Raw genomic sequence first — 16,561 nt, 5'->3', positions numbered from 1 at the left:
TTACGTCGTTGGCATGGCTTGCTTCCCTGGGCGGGGCGTCGATCGCCCTGCCGCTGGAGGCGCAGACTGGCGCATCGCCCGCCGATCCGGTCGTGGTGACCGCCCGGCCGCTGCCGCCCCGGCGAGAGACGTTGCGCTGGTTCGGCGCGATTTCGGGCTATCCCGATGGCGACGCGCCGCTGTCGCGGCTGACCGAACCCCTGTGCATCGCCAGCTCCGGCCTGGCGGCCAAGGCCGCGCTGCCGGTCGCCGACCGCATGCTGGGCCATGCCGAGCGGCTGGGCATTCGGCTGGGTGGCGACAAATGCCGCCCCAATGTCCTGATCCTGTTCGTCGACAATGGCGCGCAGCAGGTGGCATGGCTGATCGATCACCGGCCCGGCATCTTCGGTGACCTGCCCTTCGCCGATGTCCGGGCGATGGCGAAGGACAAGGGCCCGGTCCATGCCTGGCACATGACCGCGATCACCAGCCGCGACGGCGATCAGCTGATCCCGGGCGCCAACAATATTCCGACCCTCAACATCCCCAGCGCCAGCCGGATCACCCTGCCCACCAAATCGCATATCGCGGCGGCGGTGGTGATGATCGACCGGGACGCGGTGAACGGCAAGACGATCCACCAGATCGCCGATTATGCCACGATGCGCGCGCTGGCGGTGGTCCGGCCGCGCAGGACCGAGGGGATCTCGACGATCCTGACCCTGTTCGACGAGCAGGCGGCGCCGGAAGGGCTGACCCCGTTCGACTGGGGCTATCTGCGCGGGCTATATGCGGGCCAGGGCAATCAGAGGCCCGGCTTTCAATATGCGGCGATGGCGCGGTTCGTGGACGAGGAAATCAACGCCGGAGGCAAGACACCGTGACCGCGCCCAACGGACGCCGGGACCTGACCGCCGGGCCGATCGGCCACACCCTGTTGCTGTTCGCGCTGCCGACGCTGGGATCGAGCATCCTGCAATCGCTCAACGGGTCGATCAATGCGATCTGGATCGGCCAGTTTCTGGGCGAGCGCGCGCTGGCCGCGACCACCAACGCCAATATCATCATGTTCCTGCTGGTCGCGGCGACCTTCGGCTTCGGCATGGCGGCGACCATCCTGATCGGCCAGAATATGGGCCGCCGCGATATCGATGCGGTGCGCCGGGTGCTGGGATCGGCGCTGGGGCTGTTCGCGGTCATCTCGACCCTGACGGTCGGGATCGGCTGGTGGGCGGCGCCCGCCATATTGCGCGCGCTGGCGACCCCGGCGGAGGTCTATCCGCTCGCGCTCGCCTATCTGCGGGTGATCTTCGTCGCGATGCCGCCGGGGTTCATCAGCGTGCTGCTGACCATGGCGCTGCGCGGGGTGGGGGATTCGATCACCCCGCTCAAGTTCATGGCGCTGGGCTCGGTGCTCGACGTCGTGCTGAACCCGGTCTTCATCCTGGGGCTGGGGCCCGCCCCGGCGCTGGGGATCGAGGGGTCGGCGGTCGCGACGCTGATCGCCAATAGCGGCTCGCTGCTGGCGCTGGTCGCCTATCTCTATGCCAAGGACCTGGTCATCCGGCTGCGCGGGGCGGAGTGGCGCTATCTGATCCCCACGCCCGCATTGCTGAAGACGATCCTGGTCAAGGGCTTTCCGATGGGGCTCCAGATGCTGGTCGTCTCCACCTCGGCGCTGGCGATGATGGGGCTGGTCAATCGGCACGGCACCGCGACCACGGCGGCCTATGGCGCGGCGAACCAGCTCTGGACCTATATCCAGATGCCCGCCATGGCGGTGGGCGCGGCGGTCAGCGCGATGGCGGCGCAGAATATCGGCGCGGGGCAATGGGACCGGGTGGGCCGGATCACCCAGGCGGGCCTGCGCATGAACCTGCTGCTGACCGGGGCGCTGGTGGTGTTGGTCACCCTGCTCGACCGGCACGTCCTGTGGCTGTTCCTGGGCAGCGAGCCCGGCGCGATCGCCATCGCCGCGCGGATCAACCTGATCGGCGGGTGGAGCTTCATCCTGTTCGGCGTCTCGATGGTGCTGGCCGCGACCGTGCGCGCCAACGGGGCGGTCGTTGGGCCGCTGGTCATCCTGGCCATTTCGATGTTCCCGGTCCGCTTCGGCCTGGCCAATGCCTTTGCGCCGATGCTGGGCGCGGATTCGATCTGGTGGAGCTTCCCGGCGGGTTCGCTCGCCTCGATGGTGATGACGATCGCCTATTACCGGCATGGCGGCTGGCGCAAGGGCAGGCTGGCCCAGGCGACCACCCCGCAGGAATGCGAGGAACAGGCGCTGGCGGAGGGGCAGCCGACCAACAGGGCGATGCCGGTCGGCTGACGATCAGGCGGGGGCCATCACCTCGATGATCCCCGGCGCGATCCTGGCGGTGACGGGCGTGTGCGCCAGCACCTCGCCATCGATCGAGATGGGTAGCGGCGGGATGGTGTTGATCCGGATCGCGCGGCCCCGGAACTCGCGCACCTTCTCCTTGCGATAGTCGCTGCGCAGGATGCTGGCCGCCCAGTTGACGATCAGGCGCCGCTTCACATGGCCGCACACCGCCTGGACGACGATCTCGCCCGAATCGACCGACGCCGATTCCACCAGCTCGGTGCCGCCATGATAGGGCCCGTTGGAGATGCGGACCTCGACCACGCGCAGCCTTTCGCGCGTTCCGTTCTGCTCGACGATCAGGGTGAAGGGGCGGAAGCGCAGGAACTGATAGGCCGCCCAGCCCAGATAGCCCAGCCGCCCCGCCACCTTCTTGAGCTTGTGCGGCACCGTCTCGGCGATCTTGGGGCTCATTCCCATCGCGGCGCAATTGGCGTAATAGTCGTTGTCGATCATGCCCAGGTCGATCCGGCGGGGCCGGCCGGTCCGGATCACCTCCACCGCCCCCTCAATATCGAGCGGGATGTCCAGCGAGCGCGCGAAGCTGTTCGCGGTGCCCAGCGGCAGCACGCCCAGCATCACGTCATGCCCGACCATCAGGTCGACCAGCCCGCTGATCGTGCCGTCGCCGCCGCCCAGGATCAGCAGGTCGGGCTTGGCCGCCAGCAGCTCGCGGACGGTCGGCTCCAGATCCTCCGGATCCTCGACCGCGCGCGCATCGACCGGATAGGGCAGGCCCGACATGGCCTTGCAGGCCCGCTCGAACAGCGCCTGTCCGCGCCGCGACTTGGCGTTCACCACCATCGCCGCCGATCGTATCTCTCTCAAGACGGATTTCCTTTCGCCCCCGGAACGCTTGCATGCAACGCTTGGCAAGCGCGGTCCGATCCCCCAAATGCGGACAATCATGACGGCATCATACCCTGCGCTTCGCCTTCGCCGCACCCGAGCTTCCCAGTGGAGCCGGCGGCTTCACGCCGAAACGGTGCTGACCCCGGCCGATCTGATCTGGCCGCTGTTCGTGACCGAGGGGCAGGGGGTGGAGGAACCGATCGCCAGCCTGCCCGGCGTGTCGCGCTGGTCGCTGGACGGCATCGTGGCGCGCGCGCGCGAGGCGGCGGACCTGGGCATTCCCTGTCTGGCGCTGTTTCCCAACACCCCCTCGCACCTGCGCACCGATGACGGGCGCGAGGCGTTGAACCCCGACAATCTGATGTGCCGGGCGATCGCGGCGATCAAGGATGCGGTGCCGGACATCGGCGTACTGACCGACGTCGCGCTCGATCCCTATACGACGCATGGCCATGACGGGCTGGTCGATGCGGCGGGCTATGTCGTCAACGATCGCACCGCCGACGCGCTGGTGCAGCAGGCACTGACCCAGGCGCGCGCGGGCTCGGACGTGATCGCGCCGTCGGACATGATGGACGGTCGCATCGGGCTGATCCGCGCGGCGCTGGAGGCGGAGGGCTTCGTCAACGTCCAGATCATGGCCTATGCCGCCAAATATGCCAGCGCCTTTTACGGTCCGTTCCGCGACGCGGTGAACACGCGCGGGCTGCTGAAGGGCGACAAGCGCACCTATCAGATGGACTCCGCCAATGCCGAGGAGGCGCTGCGCGAGGTCGCGCTCGATCTGGCCGAGGGCGCGGACAGCGTGATGGTCAAGCCGGGCCTGCCCTATCTGGACATCATCCGCCGCGTGAAGGACGAATTCCGCGTGCCGACCTTCGCCTATCAGGTGTCGGGCGAATATGCGATGATCGAGACGGCGGTGGCGGCGGGCGCGGCGGACCGCGATGCGATGGTGCTGGAGACGCTGATGGCGTTCAAGCGCGCCGGATGTTCGGGCGTGCTGACCTATCATGCCGCCCATGCCGCCCGGCTGCTGAACGGCTGAGCCGGATCATCGCCATTTCCCGGTCCGGCCGCTTGCCCGCGCTACTGGTGCGCGCGCTGTTCGTGGCGACGATCCTGACGGGATCGTTCCTGCTGTTCCTGGTCCAGCCGATGGTCGCGCGCATGGCGCTGCCCCGGCTGGGCGGCGCGCCCGCCGTCTGGAACTCGGCGATGCTGGTCTATCAGGCGCTGCTACTCGGCGGCTATGCCTATACCCATGCGCTGGGCCGATGGCGGCCACGGGTGCAGGCGGCGGTGCATGTCGGGGTGCTGGCGGCGGCGGCCTTGTGGCTGCCGATCGGGCTGATCGCGGTCGACCTGCCCGCCAATGCCGAGCCGACCCTGTGGGTGCCCTGGCTGCTGGGTCTGTCGATCGGGCCGCTCTTCTTCGCCGTATCCGCGCAGGCGCCGCTGATCCAGCGCTGGTTTGCGCTCGCCGCGCCGGGGCGTGACCCTTATGTGCTCTACGCGGCCTCCAATCTGGGGAGCTTTGCAGGGCTGATCGCCTATCCGCTGCTGGTCGAGCCCGCCATGGCGCTGCGGGGGCAGAGCCTGATGTGGAGCATCGGCTATGGGCTGCTCGCCTGCCTGGTGCTGGCCTGTGCGGCACGACTGCCCGCGACCGGGCAGAAGGCCGAGGGCATCCCCGCGCCGACGCTCGCACCCGGATGGCGGCGGCGCGCGCTGTGGACCGCGCTGGCGGCGGTGCCCTCGGGGCTGGTGCTGGCGACCTCGACCTATATCACCACCGACATCGTCGCGATGCCGCTGCTATGGGTGTTGCCGCTCGGGCTCTATCTGCTGAGCTTCATCATCGCCTTTGCCGCGCGGCGCGCAGGCGCGGACATGCTGACCCGGATCGCGCCGGTCACGCTGCTGCTGTTCGGCGGGGTCATCATGGGCGGCTATCCGCAGCGGCCCTATTTCAACGTCGTCGTCGCGCTGATGCTGTTGTTCATGGTGTCGGTCGCGCTGCACACCGCGCTGTACCGCGCGCGGCCGGCGGTCGACAGGCTGACGGGCTTCTATCTGTGGATGGCGGTCGGCGGGGCGCTGGGCGGCGTGTTCACGGGGCTGGTGGCGCCGGTCCTGTTCGACTGGACCTATGAATATCCGCTGCTGATCCTGGCGGCGGGGATGCTGATCCCGCAGCAGTTCATGACCGCCTCCCTGCGCGACCTGTGGCGGCGGCATCGCCGGACCATGCTGGTCGCGCTGGCGATTGTGGTGGGCGTGCTGCTCGACTTGCGGCTGGTCGGCTCTCCGGCCTGGTTCGGCGAGGAGCGGCAGGGCTTGGCGTTCCTGGTCATCGCGGCGCTGGGCTTCCTGACGATCGGCGCGCGGACGGGGTTCGTCCTGCTGCTGGCGGGGGCGCTGGTGCTGTTCGGCGGCTATCGCGCGCTGTCCCTGTCGATGGAGCGCGACGCGCGGATGCGCAGCTATTTCGGCGTCTATACGGTTCGCGACGGGCCGGGTTATCGCGAGCTGGACCACGGTGCGACCGTGCATGGCATCCAGCTGCGCGGCTCGGCGGAGCGGGAGCGGACGCCGACCACCTATTACGCCCCCTATTCCGGGGTGGGCCGCGCGATGCGGGCGGCGCCTTTGCTCTATGGTCCGGGTGCGCGGATCGGGGTCGTCGGATTGGGGACGGGGACGCTGGCCTGCTATGCCCGGCCGGGGCAGCATTGGCGCTTCTACGAGATCGATCCGGTCATCGTCCGCATCGCGCGCGATACCGGGCAGTTCACCTATCTGCGGCGGTGCCAGCCCGATCCGGTGATCCGCATCGGCGATGCGCGCATCCGGCTGGCGGCGGAGGCCCCGGACAGCCTCGACCTGCTGGCGCTCGACGCCTTTTCGTCCGACGCGGTGCCCGCGCATCTGCTGACGCGCGAGGCCTTTGCGACCTATGCGCGGGTGCTGTCGCGCCGGGGGCTGCTGCTGATCCATATCTCCAACCGCTTCGTCGATCTGGAGCCGCTGGTCGCGGCGGCGGCGCGCGACGGCGGATGGGCGGTGCGCAAGCTGCCCTATGCGCCCACCGACTTGGACCGAGAGGCGGAGGCGACCGGATCGGTCTGGCTGGCGCTGTCGCGCGATTCGGACCTGCTGGCCCGGCTGGCGGCACAGGGCGGCGACTGGCGCCGGGTCGCCGCGCCCAGGGGGCTCGCCGCCTGGACCGACGATTATTCGACGGTCCTGCCCTTCGTCCGCAACTTCTGAGCGACGTTCAGCCCGCGGGCAGGCTGGCCGACAGGGCCTTGATCTGTTCACCCTGCCGCGTGTTCGCCTCGACCGCGCGCGTCCTGAGCGCGGTGAGCGCGGGATAGTCCGCCTCCAGCGCCGCCGCGCGCGCGATCGCGCGGTCGTCAATCTCGGTCAGCAGGCCCGAGGTGCGCGCCCGGATTTCATCGAGTGCGGCAAGGTCGGTCTGCGCGGTCAGCCAGGCATCGCTGCCTACCGTCTGCCCGCGCGCCTTGGCGGCACTGGCCCGCGCCTGGTCATAGGCCTTGGCGAATTCGTCCTGGATGCCGCCCAGCCGCCCGGCCAGCTGTGCGATCTGCGCATCGAGCGCGGGGTCGGGCCTGGCCTCGGGCGTTTCCACCTCGGGCTCGGCAAAGCCGCGCTTCTCGACCGGCCGCACCGCCAGCGAGGGATAGGCGCCGGTGTCGCGCGAACATCCCCCCAGCAAACCGGCGGACATCAGGCCGAGTGCGAGGAGGGGGCGGGCGGTCTTGCGAAAGCGGAACTGGGTCATCGTCGCCCATCCTAGCCGGGGAAGCGTCCGGTGGAAAATGCCCGGCACGGCAAAGCGGACCCGATTGCAAGAAAATGTGGATAAGTGTTTTTTGTATATTGCCACGATCCGAAACCGCTTCTATCAGCCCACCTCCACAGCGCGCCCGTAGCTCAGCTGGATAGAGCATCAGACTACGAATCTGAGGGTCGGACGTTCGAATCGTTCCGGGCGCGCCAGTGGATCAAATAACAGGTCTTCACGGCCTTATGCGCGCCCGTAGCTCAGCTGGATAGAGCATCAGACTACGAATCTGAGGGTCGGACGTTCGAATCGTTCCGGGCGCGCCATTTCTTCCCACATCGTCGTTACCGACACCCGCAGGGGGCCTGTCGCCACGCTCCAGCGCCGACGCAGCCATGGGCCGCGCCGACGCCGATGCGGCTCAGCGCCAGCCGAGCGCGGGCGCGATGTGGCGCAGGATGTTCTCGATCACATGCGCGTTATACGCCACGCCCAGCTGGTTGGGCACGGTCAGCAGCAGCGTGTCCGCCTCGGCAATGGCTTCGTCGGCGCGGAGCTGTTCGATCAGCCGTTCGGGCTCGTCGGCATAGGATCGGCCGAAGACGGCGCGCATATTGTCGATGATGCCGACCTGGTCCTGGCTGTCGTCGCGCCCGAAATAGGCGCGGTCCTGGTCGGTGGTCAGCGCGAAAATCGAACGCGAGACCGACACGCGCGCGGGACGGGCATGACCCGCCGCCGCCCAGGCCTCGCGATAGGCGCGGATCTGCCTGGCCTGCTGGACATGGAAGGGCTCGCCGCTCTCATCGGCCTTCAGGGTCGAGCTTTGCAGGTTCATGCCGCGCTGCGCCGCCCAGATCGCGGTCGCGTTGGAGGCCGAGCCCCACCAGATCCGGTCGCGCAGGCCCGGCGAATGCGGCTCCAGCCGCAACAGGCCCGGCGGGTTGGGGAACATCGGGCGCGGATTGGGCTTTGCGAAACCCTGACCCTTCAGCAGGTGCAGGAAGACCTCGGCATGGCGACGGCCGAGATCGGCATCGCTCTCGCCCTGGGCGGGGCCATAGCCGAAATGCCGCCAGCCCTCGATCACCTGTTCGGGCGAACCCCGGCTGATGCCCAGTTGCAACCGGCCATTGCTGATCAGGTCCGCCGCGCCCGCATCCTCGACCATGTAGAAGGGATTTTCGTAGCGCATGTCGATGACGCCGGTGCCGATCTCGATCCGCGAGGTCCGCGCGCCGACGGCCGCGAGGAGCGGGAAGGGCGAGGACAGCTGCTGCGCGAAATGGTGCACGCGGAAATAGGCGCCGTCCGCACCCAGTTCCTCGGCGGCGACCGCCAGGTCGATCGACTGGAGCAGCACGTCCTGCGCCGAGCGGGTGGCCGACTGGGGCGAGGGCGACCAATGGCCGAACGACAGGAATCCGATCTTCTTCATGCCCCCAAGATAGCGCGGGCATGGCCGCCTTGCACGGGGGGCTGGGGCACCGATCGGGAAACGCTGGGTTTTCCCGATCGGCGTAACCGGGTCTATCGGGTGCGCCAGCCCCGGTCGAGCGCCGCCCGCTCGCCATCGCGATCGAGCGGCATGTCGGCCATCATGTCCTGCGCCGCCGCCATCAGCACGGCATCGGAGGAGCCCGCCTGCGCATAGCCGCCGCCGCGCTCGGGCGTGCTGCCCGGCATGGTCCGCTCCAGCGCCCAGCCGCGATCGGTGCGGCAGGCGATGCCGTCGGCGGCGGCGGACTGGAAGACACGGCAATAGCCATTGTCCCGGTTGCGGAAGCTGACCGCGATCCGCACCGCACCCGCCGTCCCGCTGGGCTGCCGGTCGAGCGCCTTCGCCAGCGATCCGGCGGCATAGAGTCCGTCGGCATTCGCGGCGACCGGCCCCTGGTCCACCCGCTGCCCCAGCACGACGCCGATGACGAGACAGGCCGCCATCGCCGCGACCGAGCGCCACGGGCCCCCGGCCCAGCGCGACGGCGCGGGCGCGCGGGTCGGCATGGCGACGACATTGGACCGCAGCAGCGCGGCCAGCCGGTCGGGCACGGGCTCGTCGGCGACCGGGGCATAGGCACCCGACAGCGTCGCGCGGAGCCGCCGGTGCCGCGCCACCTCCTCGCCCAGCGCGGGATCGGCGGCGATGGCGGTCTCGACGCGCTTGGCGGTCAGCGGATCGAGCGCGTCGTCGGCATAGGCCATCAGCATTTCGGGTTCGATCGTCATGCCGCTTCTCCCAGCCGCGCCATCAGCGCCTGTCGCCCGCGCACCAGCCGCGAGGTCAGGGTGCCCATCGGAATATCGAGTATCTCCGCCGCCTCCTTATAGGCCAGCCCTTCGACCAGGACGAGCGCCACCGCCTCGCGCTGTTCGTCGGGCAGGGCGCGCATCGCCGCCTCCACCTCGGTCAGCGCGACATGCGCCTCCGCCGCGCCCGGCGCGCCGACGCCCATTCCGGCATCCTCCGCGATGAAGGTCTCGGACGCGCGGCGGCGGGTGCGGGCGGTGTCGATCCAGGCGTTGCGCATGATGCGGTACATCCAACTGTCCAATCGCGTTCCCGGCTGCCAGGACGAGCGGGCGAGCAACGCCTTCTCGATCGTGACCTGTGCCAGATCGTCGGCATCGGCCGCGTCATGGGTGAGCGATCGCGCGAACCGCCGCAGACGCGGCAGCAGGGCCAACAACTCCTGTTCGAACGCAGCCAAGCCTGATTCCTTGTTTGTCAGGATGAAACGGGTGAGGATTGTCGTTTAATCCATGTCAGTGGCGATTTTGGCAATGGGGCCGGTTTCGGCGATGGGAGCGTGACGATGCGGCCGGTGATGATGGGTCTGGTGCTGGTGGCGGGCATGACGGCATGGGGGGCGGCCTCGGCACAGTTGCTGCCGGGCCTGCCCTCGCTGCCCGCCATGCCGGGGATCGGCGGCGGCCTGCCCGACATTCCCGGCCCCGATACGATCCTGTCCGAAGTCGGCCGCGTGTCGCGCGCGACGGTGGCACGGCTGGACGCAGCGCGGCGGACGGCCTTCGCGCAGCTGGTTCGCGACCACCCCGATGCGATCGTGCTCGATCCGCAGGGCTTTCCGGCGCGTGCGGGCGAGGTGGTGGTCGATTCGCCCAGCGAGGCGCTGCTGAACGCGGCGGCGCGGTCGGGATATGGCGTGATCGCGCGCGAGGATGTGCTGGGCGTCGGCTTCGTGCGGTTGCGGCTGCCGCCGGGGCGGACGCTGAAGGCCGCGCTGGACGAGCTCCGCGCGCTGGGGGGAGAGGTCAGCGCGGACCAGCTCCACATGCCCAGCGGTGCCGGCCGCGCCCTCGCGATGATGCCGCTGGCGCAGCGCGGCGGGCAGGGGACGCTGGTCGGCGTGATCGATGGCGGGGTGGAAGACGCGGCGGTGACGCAGGGTTTTGCGGCCGGAGCGCCGCGCGCCGATGATCATGGCACGGCGGTCGCCTCGCTGATCGCGGGCGGGCATGGCATCACCGGGTCGCTGCCGGGGGCGCGGATCGCCTCGGCCGATGTCTATGGCACCGACCCGGCGGGCGGCAACGCCACCGCCATTGCCCGCGCGCTGGGCTGGATGGTGCAACAGGGGGTGTCGGTCGCGACGATCAGCCTGGTCGGCCCCGCCAATCCGCTGCTGGCGCGGGTGGTCGCGGCGGCACGGGCGCGCGGGCTGGTGATCGTCGCGGCGGTCGGAAACAACGGCCCCGCCGCGCCCCCGGCCTATCCGGCCTCCTATCCGGGGGTCATCGCGGTCACCGCCGTCGATGGCCGCAACCGGCGACTGATCGAGGCGGGGCAGGCGAGCCATGTCGACTATGCCGCGCCGGGGGCCGATATGCTGGCGGCGGGCGTGGGCGGACGGCGGTTCAAGGTGCGCGGAACCTCTTTCGCCGCCCCGCTGGTCGCCGGGCGGATCGCGGCACTCTATCCGCGCCTTGATCCCGGCGCCATCGCGGCGGCGCTGGCGCGCGTCGACGCCTCGGCGGAGGATCTGGGGCCGCGCGGACAAGATAAATTCTTTGGCCGTGGAATGGTTTGCGGGGATTGCCGCACATTTTCGCGATAAATTCGACAGCCGCCGGGATTAAACCCCGATGGCGCGCCGTTGTCTCCGCAGAAGAAAAGGAGAATGACGATGAAGACGCTTCTGTCCAGCACCGCGATGCTTGCCGTGGCTCTGATCGCGGCCCCCGTGTCGGCACAGCTGCTTGGTGGCAGCGGAGGACTTGGCGGCGGCCTGGGCGGTGCGCTGGGCGGGGCGACCGGCACCCTAAGCGGGGCTGCGGGCGGTACGCTGAACGGCACGCTGGATCAGGGCCGGATCGCCACCGAGGGCGCGACCCGCACGCGCGGTTCGGTCCGCGCCGATCGCGCCGTCGACACCCGTCGCGGCCGCGTGTCGGCCTCGGGCAATGCCTCGGGCGGATCGACGCTCGATAACGCCACGCGGATCGGCGGCGCTTCGGGGGGCGGCAATGGCTCGGCCTCGGGCTCGGTCGGCGGCGGGGTCGATGCGCAGCTGGTCGGCACCGACGCGGTTCGCGACGCCGCCGGGCGCGGGGTGAATGCAGTGGGTCGGGTCGCCGACGGCGCGCGCAGCACGGCGGGCGCGCTGGGACAGCGGGTGCGCGGCACGGCCGCCGGCCTGACCGAGCGTGCCTCCAACCTCGGCACTATCGGCGGCAGCGCGGCCGGATCGGGTTCGGCCTCGGGCGGCAATGGCCTGTTGTCGGGCAATCTCGCCCTGGCGGGTAGCGGCGCAGCACGCAGCGGCGGCTTCCCGGTCAATCCCGGCATGGCGGTGACCGATGCCAAGGGGCGTGCGATCGGCGCCGTCCAGTCGGTCCGCACCAATGCGCAGGGCGCGGTCGACCGGGTTCTGGTGAAGGTCGGCAACCGGGTGGCCGATCTGCCCGCCGCCAATTTCTCGGGATCGGGACAGGTTCTGGTCTCGGCCATGGGCAAGGGCGCGGTGAAGAACGCCGCCGAATAAGCGCCCGCCCTGCGCTAGCGATGCGCCCGGTCCCACGGCCGGGCGCATCATCGTATTTTAGGCAGGCACCCCTTGTCCGGCGGGCAAGGTGACGATGTCCGAGGATTCGGCCCACAGGTTGATGCCGCCATCCTCCGCCGCGCGGTCGATCGCGCCTTGCTCTTCCGGCGAGAAGTCGAGGTTTTTCACCGCATCGAGCGAGTCGTCCAACTGCTCGACGGTGCGCGCCCCGATCAGCGCCGAGGTGATCCGGGGATCGCGCAGGACCCAGGCGATCGCCATTTGCGCCAGCGTCTGGCCTCGCGCCTCCGCAATCGCGTTCAGCCGCCGGATCGCGGACAGATTGTCCTCGGTCAGCAATGTCTCGGACAGCGATCCGCCCCGGCTGGCCCGCGCATCCTGCGGCACGCCGTTCAGATATTTGGCGGTCAGCATCCCCTGCGCCAGCGGCGAGAAGGCGATGCAGCCCGTACCCAGTTCCTCCAGCGTGGCCAGCAGCTCGCGCTCGATCCAGCGATTGAGGATCGAATAGCTGGGCTGATGGATGAACAGCGGCACCTTCTCCTCCGCCAGCAGCGCCGCCGCCCGCCGGGTCAGTCCGGGTTCGTAGGAGGAAAGGCCGATATAGAGCGCCTTGCCCTGCCGGTGCAGCTGGACGAGCGCGCCGACCGTTTCCTCCAGCGGGGTGTCGGGATCGACCCGGTGCGAATAGAAGATGTCGACATAATCCAGCCCCATCCGCTTCAGGCTTTGGTCGCAGCTGGCGATGAGATATTTCTTGGACGAGCCGATATCGCCATAGGGGCCGGGCCACATGTCCCAGCCCGCCTTGGTCGAGACGATCAGCTCGTCGCGATGCGCGGCGAAATCGCTGGCCAGGACGCGGCCGAAATTCTCCTCCGCCGATCCGTAGGGCGGGCCGTAATTGTTCGCCAGGTCGAAATGGGTGACCCCCCGGTCGAAGGCGCGGCGCAGGATCGCTCGGCCGGTCTCGAACACGTCGGCGCCTCCGAAATTCTGCCATAGTCCCAGGCTGATCGCGGGCAGCTTCAACCCGCTTCGCCCGCAGCGGCGATAGGGCATGCGACCGTCATAGCGCGCCGGATCGGCGGCATAGGGGGCGGGGAAGGGCATCGGGATCATCCTCTTTGACTTTGGCGGCCAGGATTAGGCGGCAGCGCGCGCGCCGCCAATCGCCTGGGATAAGCAGCGGCGTTTATCCGAGCAGCGTCGCCAGCCGCTCCAGCCGCTCGGTCGGGTCGTCATGGCGTTCCTTCAGCAGATAGCGGCCGTCCTTCTCGACCAACCCCTCCACCTGCGCCAGATCGGCGTCGTCGCCATGCGGGGTCAGCGCGATCGCGGCCGGACCGGCATCGATGCGCGCAATGCCCAGTCGTCGCATCCTCTCGCGCAGCCGGGCGGTGGCGAGCAGGATGCGCGCATCCTCGGGCAGCGTGCCGAACCGGTCCTCCAGCTCCGCCTCGAACCCGTCGATCGCCGCATCGTCGCGCAGCCGACCCAGCCGGGCATAAAGCGAGATGCGCAGATCCTCATCGGGTATCCAGTCCTCGGGCAGCCGCCCCTCGACCCCCAGGCGCAGGTCCGGCGTCCAGCGCTCGACCGTCTCGCCGCGCGCGGTGCGCAGCGCATCCTCCAGCAGTTGCTGGTACAGCTCGACGCCGATCAGCCGCATATGCCCGGCCTGGGTATCGCCCAGCAAATCGCCCGCGCCGCGCATGTCGAGGTCGCGCGCACTGATCGCGAACCCCGCGCCCAGCCGGTCGAACGCCTCCAGCGTGCGGAGCCGCTTCAACGTGCGCGGGGCGATGGCGTCCTCCGCCTCGGTGAACAGCAGCACCTGGCCCCGCCGATGGCCGCGCCCGACCCGGCCGCGCAGTTGGTGGAGCTGGGACAGGCCGAAGCGATCGGCATGGACGATCGCCATGGTGTTGGCGCGGGGAACGTCCAGCCCCGCTTCGATGATGTTGGTCGCCAGCAGCACGTCGCCATCGCCCCGACCGAAGCGGACCATCACGTCATCGATCTCGGCCGCGGGCAATTTGCCATGGGCCTGGAGGACCTCCAGCTCGGGGACCAGCGTGGCCAGCCGCTCGGCCAGCGGGGCCATGTCGGCGATGCGCGGCACCACGACGAAGCTCTGTCCGCCGCGCGACCGTTCGCGCAGCAGCGCGGCGCGCAGCGTCTCGGGCGAGAAGCGCGACACCGCGGTACGGATCGGTTGCCGCCGCGCGGGTGGCGTCGCGATGATCGACAGCCGCCGCAAGCCGACCAGCGCCGATTGCAGCGTGCGGGGAATGGGGGTGGCCGACAGGGTCAGTACATGACCGGCGGACAGTTCCTGTAGCCGCGCCTTGTCGCCCGCGCCGAACCGCTGCTCCTCGTCGACAATCACCAGCGCAAGGTCCCGATAGGCGATGCCCTTGCCCGCCACCGCGCCGGTGCCGATCACCACCCGGATGCTGCCATCGGCCAGCCCCGCCTTGACGCGGCGCTTCTCGGCGGCGCTCGACAGACGCGACAGCCCGGCGACGGTGACGCCAGTCCCCTCGAACCGCGCGGCAAAGCTGTCGAGATGCTGGCGGGCCAGCACCGTGGTCGGCGCGGCGAGCGCGACCTGGCGGCCCGCGAGCGCGGCGATGGCGGCGGCGCGCAGCGCGACCTCGGTCTTGCCATAGCCGACATCGCCGACCACCAGCCGGTCCATCGGCCGCCCGGAGGCGAGGTCGGCGCGCACCGCCTCGATCGCGGTCAGCTGGTCGGGGGTTTCGCTGAACGGGAAACCGGCGGCGAAACGCTCATAGTCGGCCACCGGCGGATCGAGCACCGGGGCATGACGCTCGGCCCGGTCCGCCGCCATGTCGGTCAGCTGGCGGGCGGTCTGCGCGATCGCGGCGTCGATGTCGCCGCGCCGCTCCTGCCAGCTCTTGCCGTCCAGCGTGTCGGGCCTGACCACGTCGTCCTCGCCGCCATAGCGCCACAGCCGATCGGCCTCCGCGACCGGGACCAGCCGGGTCGCGGACTTGGCATAGACCAGCTTGATCGCATCGCCCTGCACCCCATCCTGCCCATCGAGCGGGACGATGCCCGCGACCGTCGCGATGCCATGATCCTCATGGATGACGGTATCGCCGACGCGAATCTCGGCGGTCTGGATCAGCGACAGGTCGACATGCGGCGTGCCGCCGTCGCCGCGATCGGCGCGACTGCCCAGCAGGTCGGCGGCGGCGATGGCGATGATCCCCTTGCGCCGGAACCCCCGCTCGGCCGGAGCGACCAGGGTCAGCAGCGAACCCCGTCTGGCCCTGGTCGCCTGTCGCCAGCCTTCGACCCGCTTCGCCTCGGCCTTCAGGACATGGTCGACGCGGCGCCCCAGGAAGCGAAGATCGCGCTCGCTGCCGATCAGCACGATCCGGTCCCCGGCGTCGAGCGCGGGGCGGGCGAGCCGGGCGAAGTCGCGCAGCGGCGCGCGCGTCTCGACGAAGCGGGGCGGCTCCTCGCCCTCGCGCGCGATGGTGGCGGTGCGGCGCTTGGTCAGCGCGTCTTTCCAGGCCGCGTCGCCGATCATGTCCCGCGCGGCGCGCTTCGAGCCGCGCCTCGCGACATCGGCGCTGAGCAACAGCAGACGGCGACGCCGCTCGTCCGCGCCCGGCTCGACGATGACGAGCGCGTCGGGCAGATGGTCCAGCAGGCTGCTGGTCCGGTCGCCCTGCACCGGCTCCGCGACGCGGCCGAGTTCGCGCCGGGCGATATCGCCGGTGCTGCGCTGGTCGGCGGGGTCATAGGCGCGGATCGCCACGATCCGGTCGTCGCCGACCTCGATCCGCAGCGGCTGTTCGGCATCGGCGGGAAAGATGTCGAGGACCTGCCCGCGCAACGCGATCTCGCCGGGTTCGTCCACCCGCTCGTCGGCGACATAGCCCAGGTCGATCAGCGTCACGTACAGCGCGGCCAGCTCGCATGCCTCGCCCGTCGCGACACAGGGCGGTTCGGCATCGAAGGTCGCGGGCGAGGGCAGGGGCTGGGCCAGCGCCTCGCCCGAGGTGACCAGCGCGATCCGGCCCCGCCTGGGCTGCGCCAGCGCCACCCGCACGCCGTGAAGCGCGGATACGCGCTGGCCGACATTGGCGGGGGAGGCGGGGGCGTCGTCACCGGGCAGCGCATCCGATCCGGGGCAGAACAGCACCGTCGCGTCGGGCGCCATCGCGGCCAGCATCCGCGCGACCGCGATGGCGCGCGTCTCGTCGGTGACGGCGAGGAGGACATCGTCCTTCGCCAGATGCCCGGCGACGCCCGCCGCCAGTTCGGCGATGCCGAGCAGGGGCACGGGGCCATCGCCGACCGGCGGCATGGTGGCGATCTGGGTGTCGGACAGCTTGCGCACGGACGATGGCATCCCCTGAAATTCCCAGTTCCGAACGGGCGGGGTGCGGCGTCGTTCCGTGACGGATCAGGCATTTACCGGATCGCTCGCGGCGGAACCCTATGCCGTCTCGCCCCTTACCGAAC

At 70.0% G+C, this 16,561-nt stretch carries 13 protein-coding genes and 2 tRNA genes; 8 read left to right on the top strand and 7 right to left on the bottom strand.

Features of this window, described 5'->3' with window-relative positions; genetic code table 11:
* Positions 1 to 8 precede the first annotated feature (8 nt).
* Positions 9 to 866, top strand: a complete 858-nt coding sequence (locus QE385_RS04340) for a hypothetical protein (RefSeq protein WP_307099437.1) — start codon at positions 9 to 11, stop codon at positions 864 to 866.
* Positions 863 to 2,311, top strand: a complete 1,449-nt coding sequence (locus QE385_RS04335; protein ID WP_307099435.1) for an MATE family efflux transporter — start codon at positions 863 to 865, stop codon at positions 2,309 to 2,311. The genes QE385_RS04340 and QE385_RS04335 overlap by 4 nt, the downstream gene beginning before the upstream one ends.
* Before the next feature lie 3 nt (positions 2,312 to 2,314).
* Here the strand turns inward: QE385_RS04335 and QE385_RS04330 are convergent, their stop codons facing one another.
* Positions 2,315 to 3,169 (bottom strand): diacylglycerol kinase family protein, encoded by an 855-nt coding sequence (locus QE385_RS04330; protein WP_307104544.1) that lies wholly within the window; start codon positions 3,167 to 3,169, stop codon positions 2,315 to 2,317.
* Between the two features lie 103 nt (positions 3,170 to 3,272).
* On the opposite strand from QE385_RS04330, the gene hemB reads away from it, so the two are divergent.
* Both hemB and QE385_RS04320 read left to right on the top strand, forming a co-directional pair.
* Entirely contained in the window at positions 3,273 to 4,265 is a 993-nt protein-coding gene (gene hemB / locus QE385_RS04325; RefSeq protein WP_307099433.1) for a porphobilinogen synthase, read from the top strand.
* A gap of 32 nt (positions 4,266 to 4,297) precedes the next feature.
* Positions 4,298 to 6,490: a hypothetical protein gene (locus QE385_RS04320; RefSeq protein ID WP_307099430.1), complete on the top strand. Its 2,193-nt coding sequence runs from the start codon at positions 4,298 to 4,300 to the stop codon at positions 6,488 to 6,490.
* A gap of 7 nt (positions 6,491 to 6,497) precedes the next feature.
* On the opposite strand, the gene QE385_RS04315 is transcribed toward QE385_RS04320, so the two are convergent.
* Positions 6,498 to 7,025 carry a hypothetical protein gene (locus tag QE385_RS04315; protein WP_307099428.1) on the bottom strand — a complete coding sequence of 176 codons (528 nt, stop codon included), beginning with the start codon at positions 7,023 to 7,025 and terminating at the stop codon, positions 6,498 to 6,500.
* Positions 7,026 to 7,166: 141 nt separating this feature from the next.
* Here QE385_RS04315 and QE385_RS04310 point away from each other — a divergent pair.
* Together QE385_RS04310 and QE385_RS04305 are read left to right on the top strand one after the other, a co-directional pair.
* Positions 7,167 to 7,243 (top strand) — tRNA-Arg (locus QE385_RS04310).
* A gap of 34 nt (positions 7,244 to 7,277) precedes the next feature.
* Positions 7,278 to 7,354, top strand: a tRNA-Arg gene (locus QE385_RS04305).
* A gap of 95 nt (positions 7,355 to 7,449) precedes the next feature.
* Here the strand turns inward: QE385_RS04305 and QE385_RS04300 are convergent.
* The 3 genes from QE385_RS04300 to QE385_RS04290 form a co-directional block, all read right to left on the bottom strand.
* The gene (locus tag QE385_RS04300) at positions 7,450 to 8,466 is read right to left on the bottom strand and encodes an LLM class flavin-dependent oxidoreductase (RefSeq protein ID WP_307099425.1); all 1,017 of its coding nucleotides are present in this window, start codon (positions 8,464 to 8,466) and stop codon (positions 7,450 to 7,452) included.
* A gap of 92 nt (positions 8,467 to 8,558) precedes the next feature.
* Positions 8,559 to 9,257 carry an anti-sigma factor gene (locus QE385_RS04295; RefSeq protein ID WP_307099423.1) on the bottom strand — a complete coding sequence of 233 codons (699 nt, stop codon included), beginning with the start codon at positions 9,255 to 9,257 and terminating at the stop codon, positions 8,559 to 8,561.
* Positions 9,254 to 9,739: a sigma-70 family RNA polymerase sigma factor gene (locus QE385_RS04290; protein ID WP_307099421.1), complete on the bottom strand. Its 486-nt coding sequence runs from the start codon at positions 9,737 to 9,739 to the stop codon at positions 9,254 to 9,256. Before QE385_RS04290 ends, QE385_RS04295 begins: the two co-directional genes overlap by 4 nt.
* A gap of 105 nt (positions 9,740 to 9,844) precedes the next feature.
* Here QE385_RS04290 and QE385_RS04285 point away from each other — a divergent pair, with 105 nt between their 5' ends.
* Together QE385_RS04285 and QE385_RS04280 are read left to right on the top strand one after the other, a co-directional pair.
* Positions 9,845 to 11,107 (top strand): S8 family serine peptidase, encoded by a 1,263-nt coding sequence (locus QE385_RS04285; RefSeq protein WP_307104542.1) that lies wholly within the window; start codon positions 9,845 to 9,847, stop codon positions 11,105 to 11,107.
* A gap of 69 nt (positions 11,108 to 11,176) precedes the next feature.
* The gene (locus QE385_RS04280) at positions 11,177 to 12,034 is read left to right on the top strand and encodes a hypothetical protein (RefSeq protein WP_307099419.1); all 858 of its coding nucleotides are present in this window, start codon (positions 11,177 to 11,179) and stop codon (positions 12,032 to 12,034) included.
* Positions 12,035 to 12,091: 57 nt separating this feature from the next.
* Here QE385_RS04280 and mgrA read toward each other — a convergent pair whose 3' ends face one another.
* Complete coding sequence (gene mgrA, locus QE385_RS04275) at positions 12,092 to 13,168, bottom strand: L-glyceraldehyde 3-phosphate reductase (RefSeq protein ID WP_307099417.1); 1,077 nt, start codon at positions 13,166 to 13,168, stop codon at positions 12,092 to 12,094.
* 82 nt (positions 13,169 to 13,250) lie between these two features.
* Entirely contained in the window at positions 13,251 to 16,448 is a 3,198-nt protein-coding gene (locus QE385_RS04270; RefSeq protein WP_307099415.1) for a TRCF domain-containing protein, read from the bottom strand.
* Positions 16,449 to 16,561 lie beyond the last annotated feature (113 nt).

Source organism: Sphingomonas sp. SORGH_AS_0950, from assembly GCF_030818415.1.
In the GTDB taxonomy this organism is placed as follows: Bacteria; Pseudomonadota; Alphaproteobacteria; order Sphingomonadales; family Sphingomonadaceae; genus Sphingomonas.
Note: the sequence above shows the minus strand (reverse complement) of the source record. Positions and strands in the feature narration are given on the sequence as shown.

Excerpts from the sequence above, each read along its gene's own strand:
- QE385_RS04330 (WP_307104544.1), bottom strand. The coding sequence starts at position 3,169 with ATGGTGGTGAACGCCAAGTCGCGGCGCGGACAGGCGCTGTTCGAGCGG.
- hemB (WP_307099433.1), top strand. The coding sequence starts at position 3,273 with ATGACGGCATCATACCCTGCGCTTCGCCTTCGCCGCACCCGAGCTTCC.
- QE385_RS04315 (WP_307099428.1), bottom strand. The coding sequence starts at position 7,025 with ATGACCCAGTTCCGCTTTCGCAAGACCGCCCGCCCCCTCCTCGCACTC.
- QE385_RS04300 (WP_307099425.1), bottom strand. The coding sequence starts at position 8,466 with ATGAAGAAGATCGGATTCCTGTCGTTCGGCCATTGGTCGCCCTCGCCC.
- QE385_RS04295 (WP_307099423.1), bottom strand. The coding sequence starts at position 9,257 with ATGACGATCGAACCCGAAATGCTGATGGCCTATGCCGACGACGCGCTC.
- QE385_RS04285 (WP_307104542.1), top strand. The coding sequence starts at position 9,845 with ATGCGGCCGGTGATGATGGGTCTGGTGCTGGTGGCGGGCATGACGGCA.
- QE385_RS04280 (WP_307099419.1), top strand. The coding sequence starts at position 11,177 with ATGAAGACGCTTCTGTCCAGCACCGCGATGCTTGCCGTGGCTCTGATC.
- mgrA (WP_307099417.1), bottom strand. The coding sequence starts at position 13,168 with ATGCCCTTCCCCGCCCCCTATGCCGCCGATCCGGCGCGCTATGACGGT.
- QE385_RS04270 (WP_307099415.1), bottom strand. The coding sequence starts at position 16,448 with ATGCCATCGTCCGTGCGCAAGCTGTCCGACACCCAGATCGCCACCATG.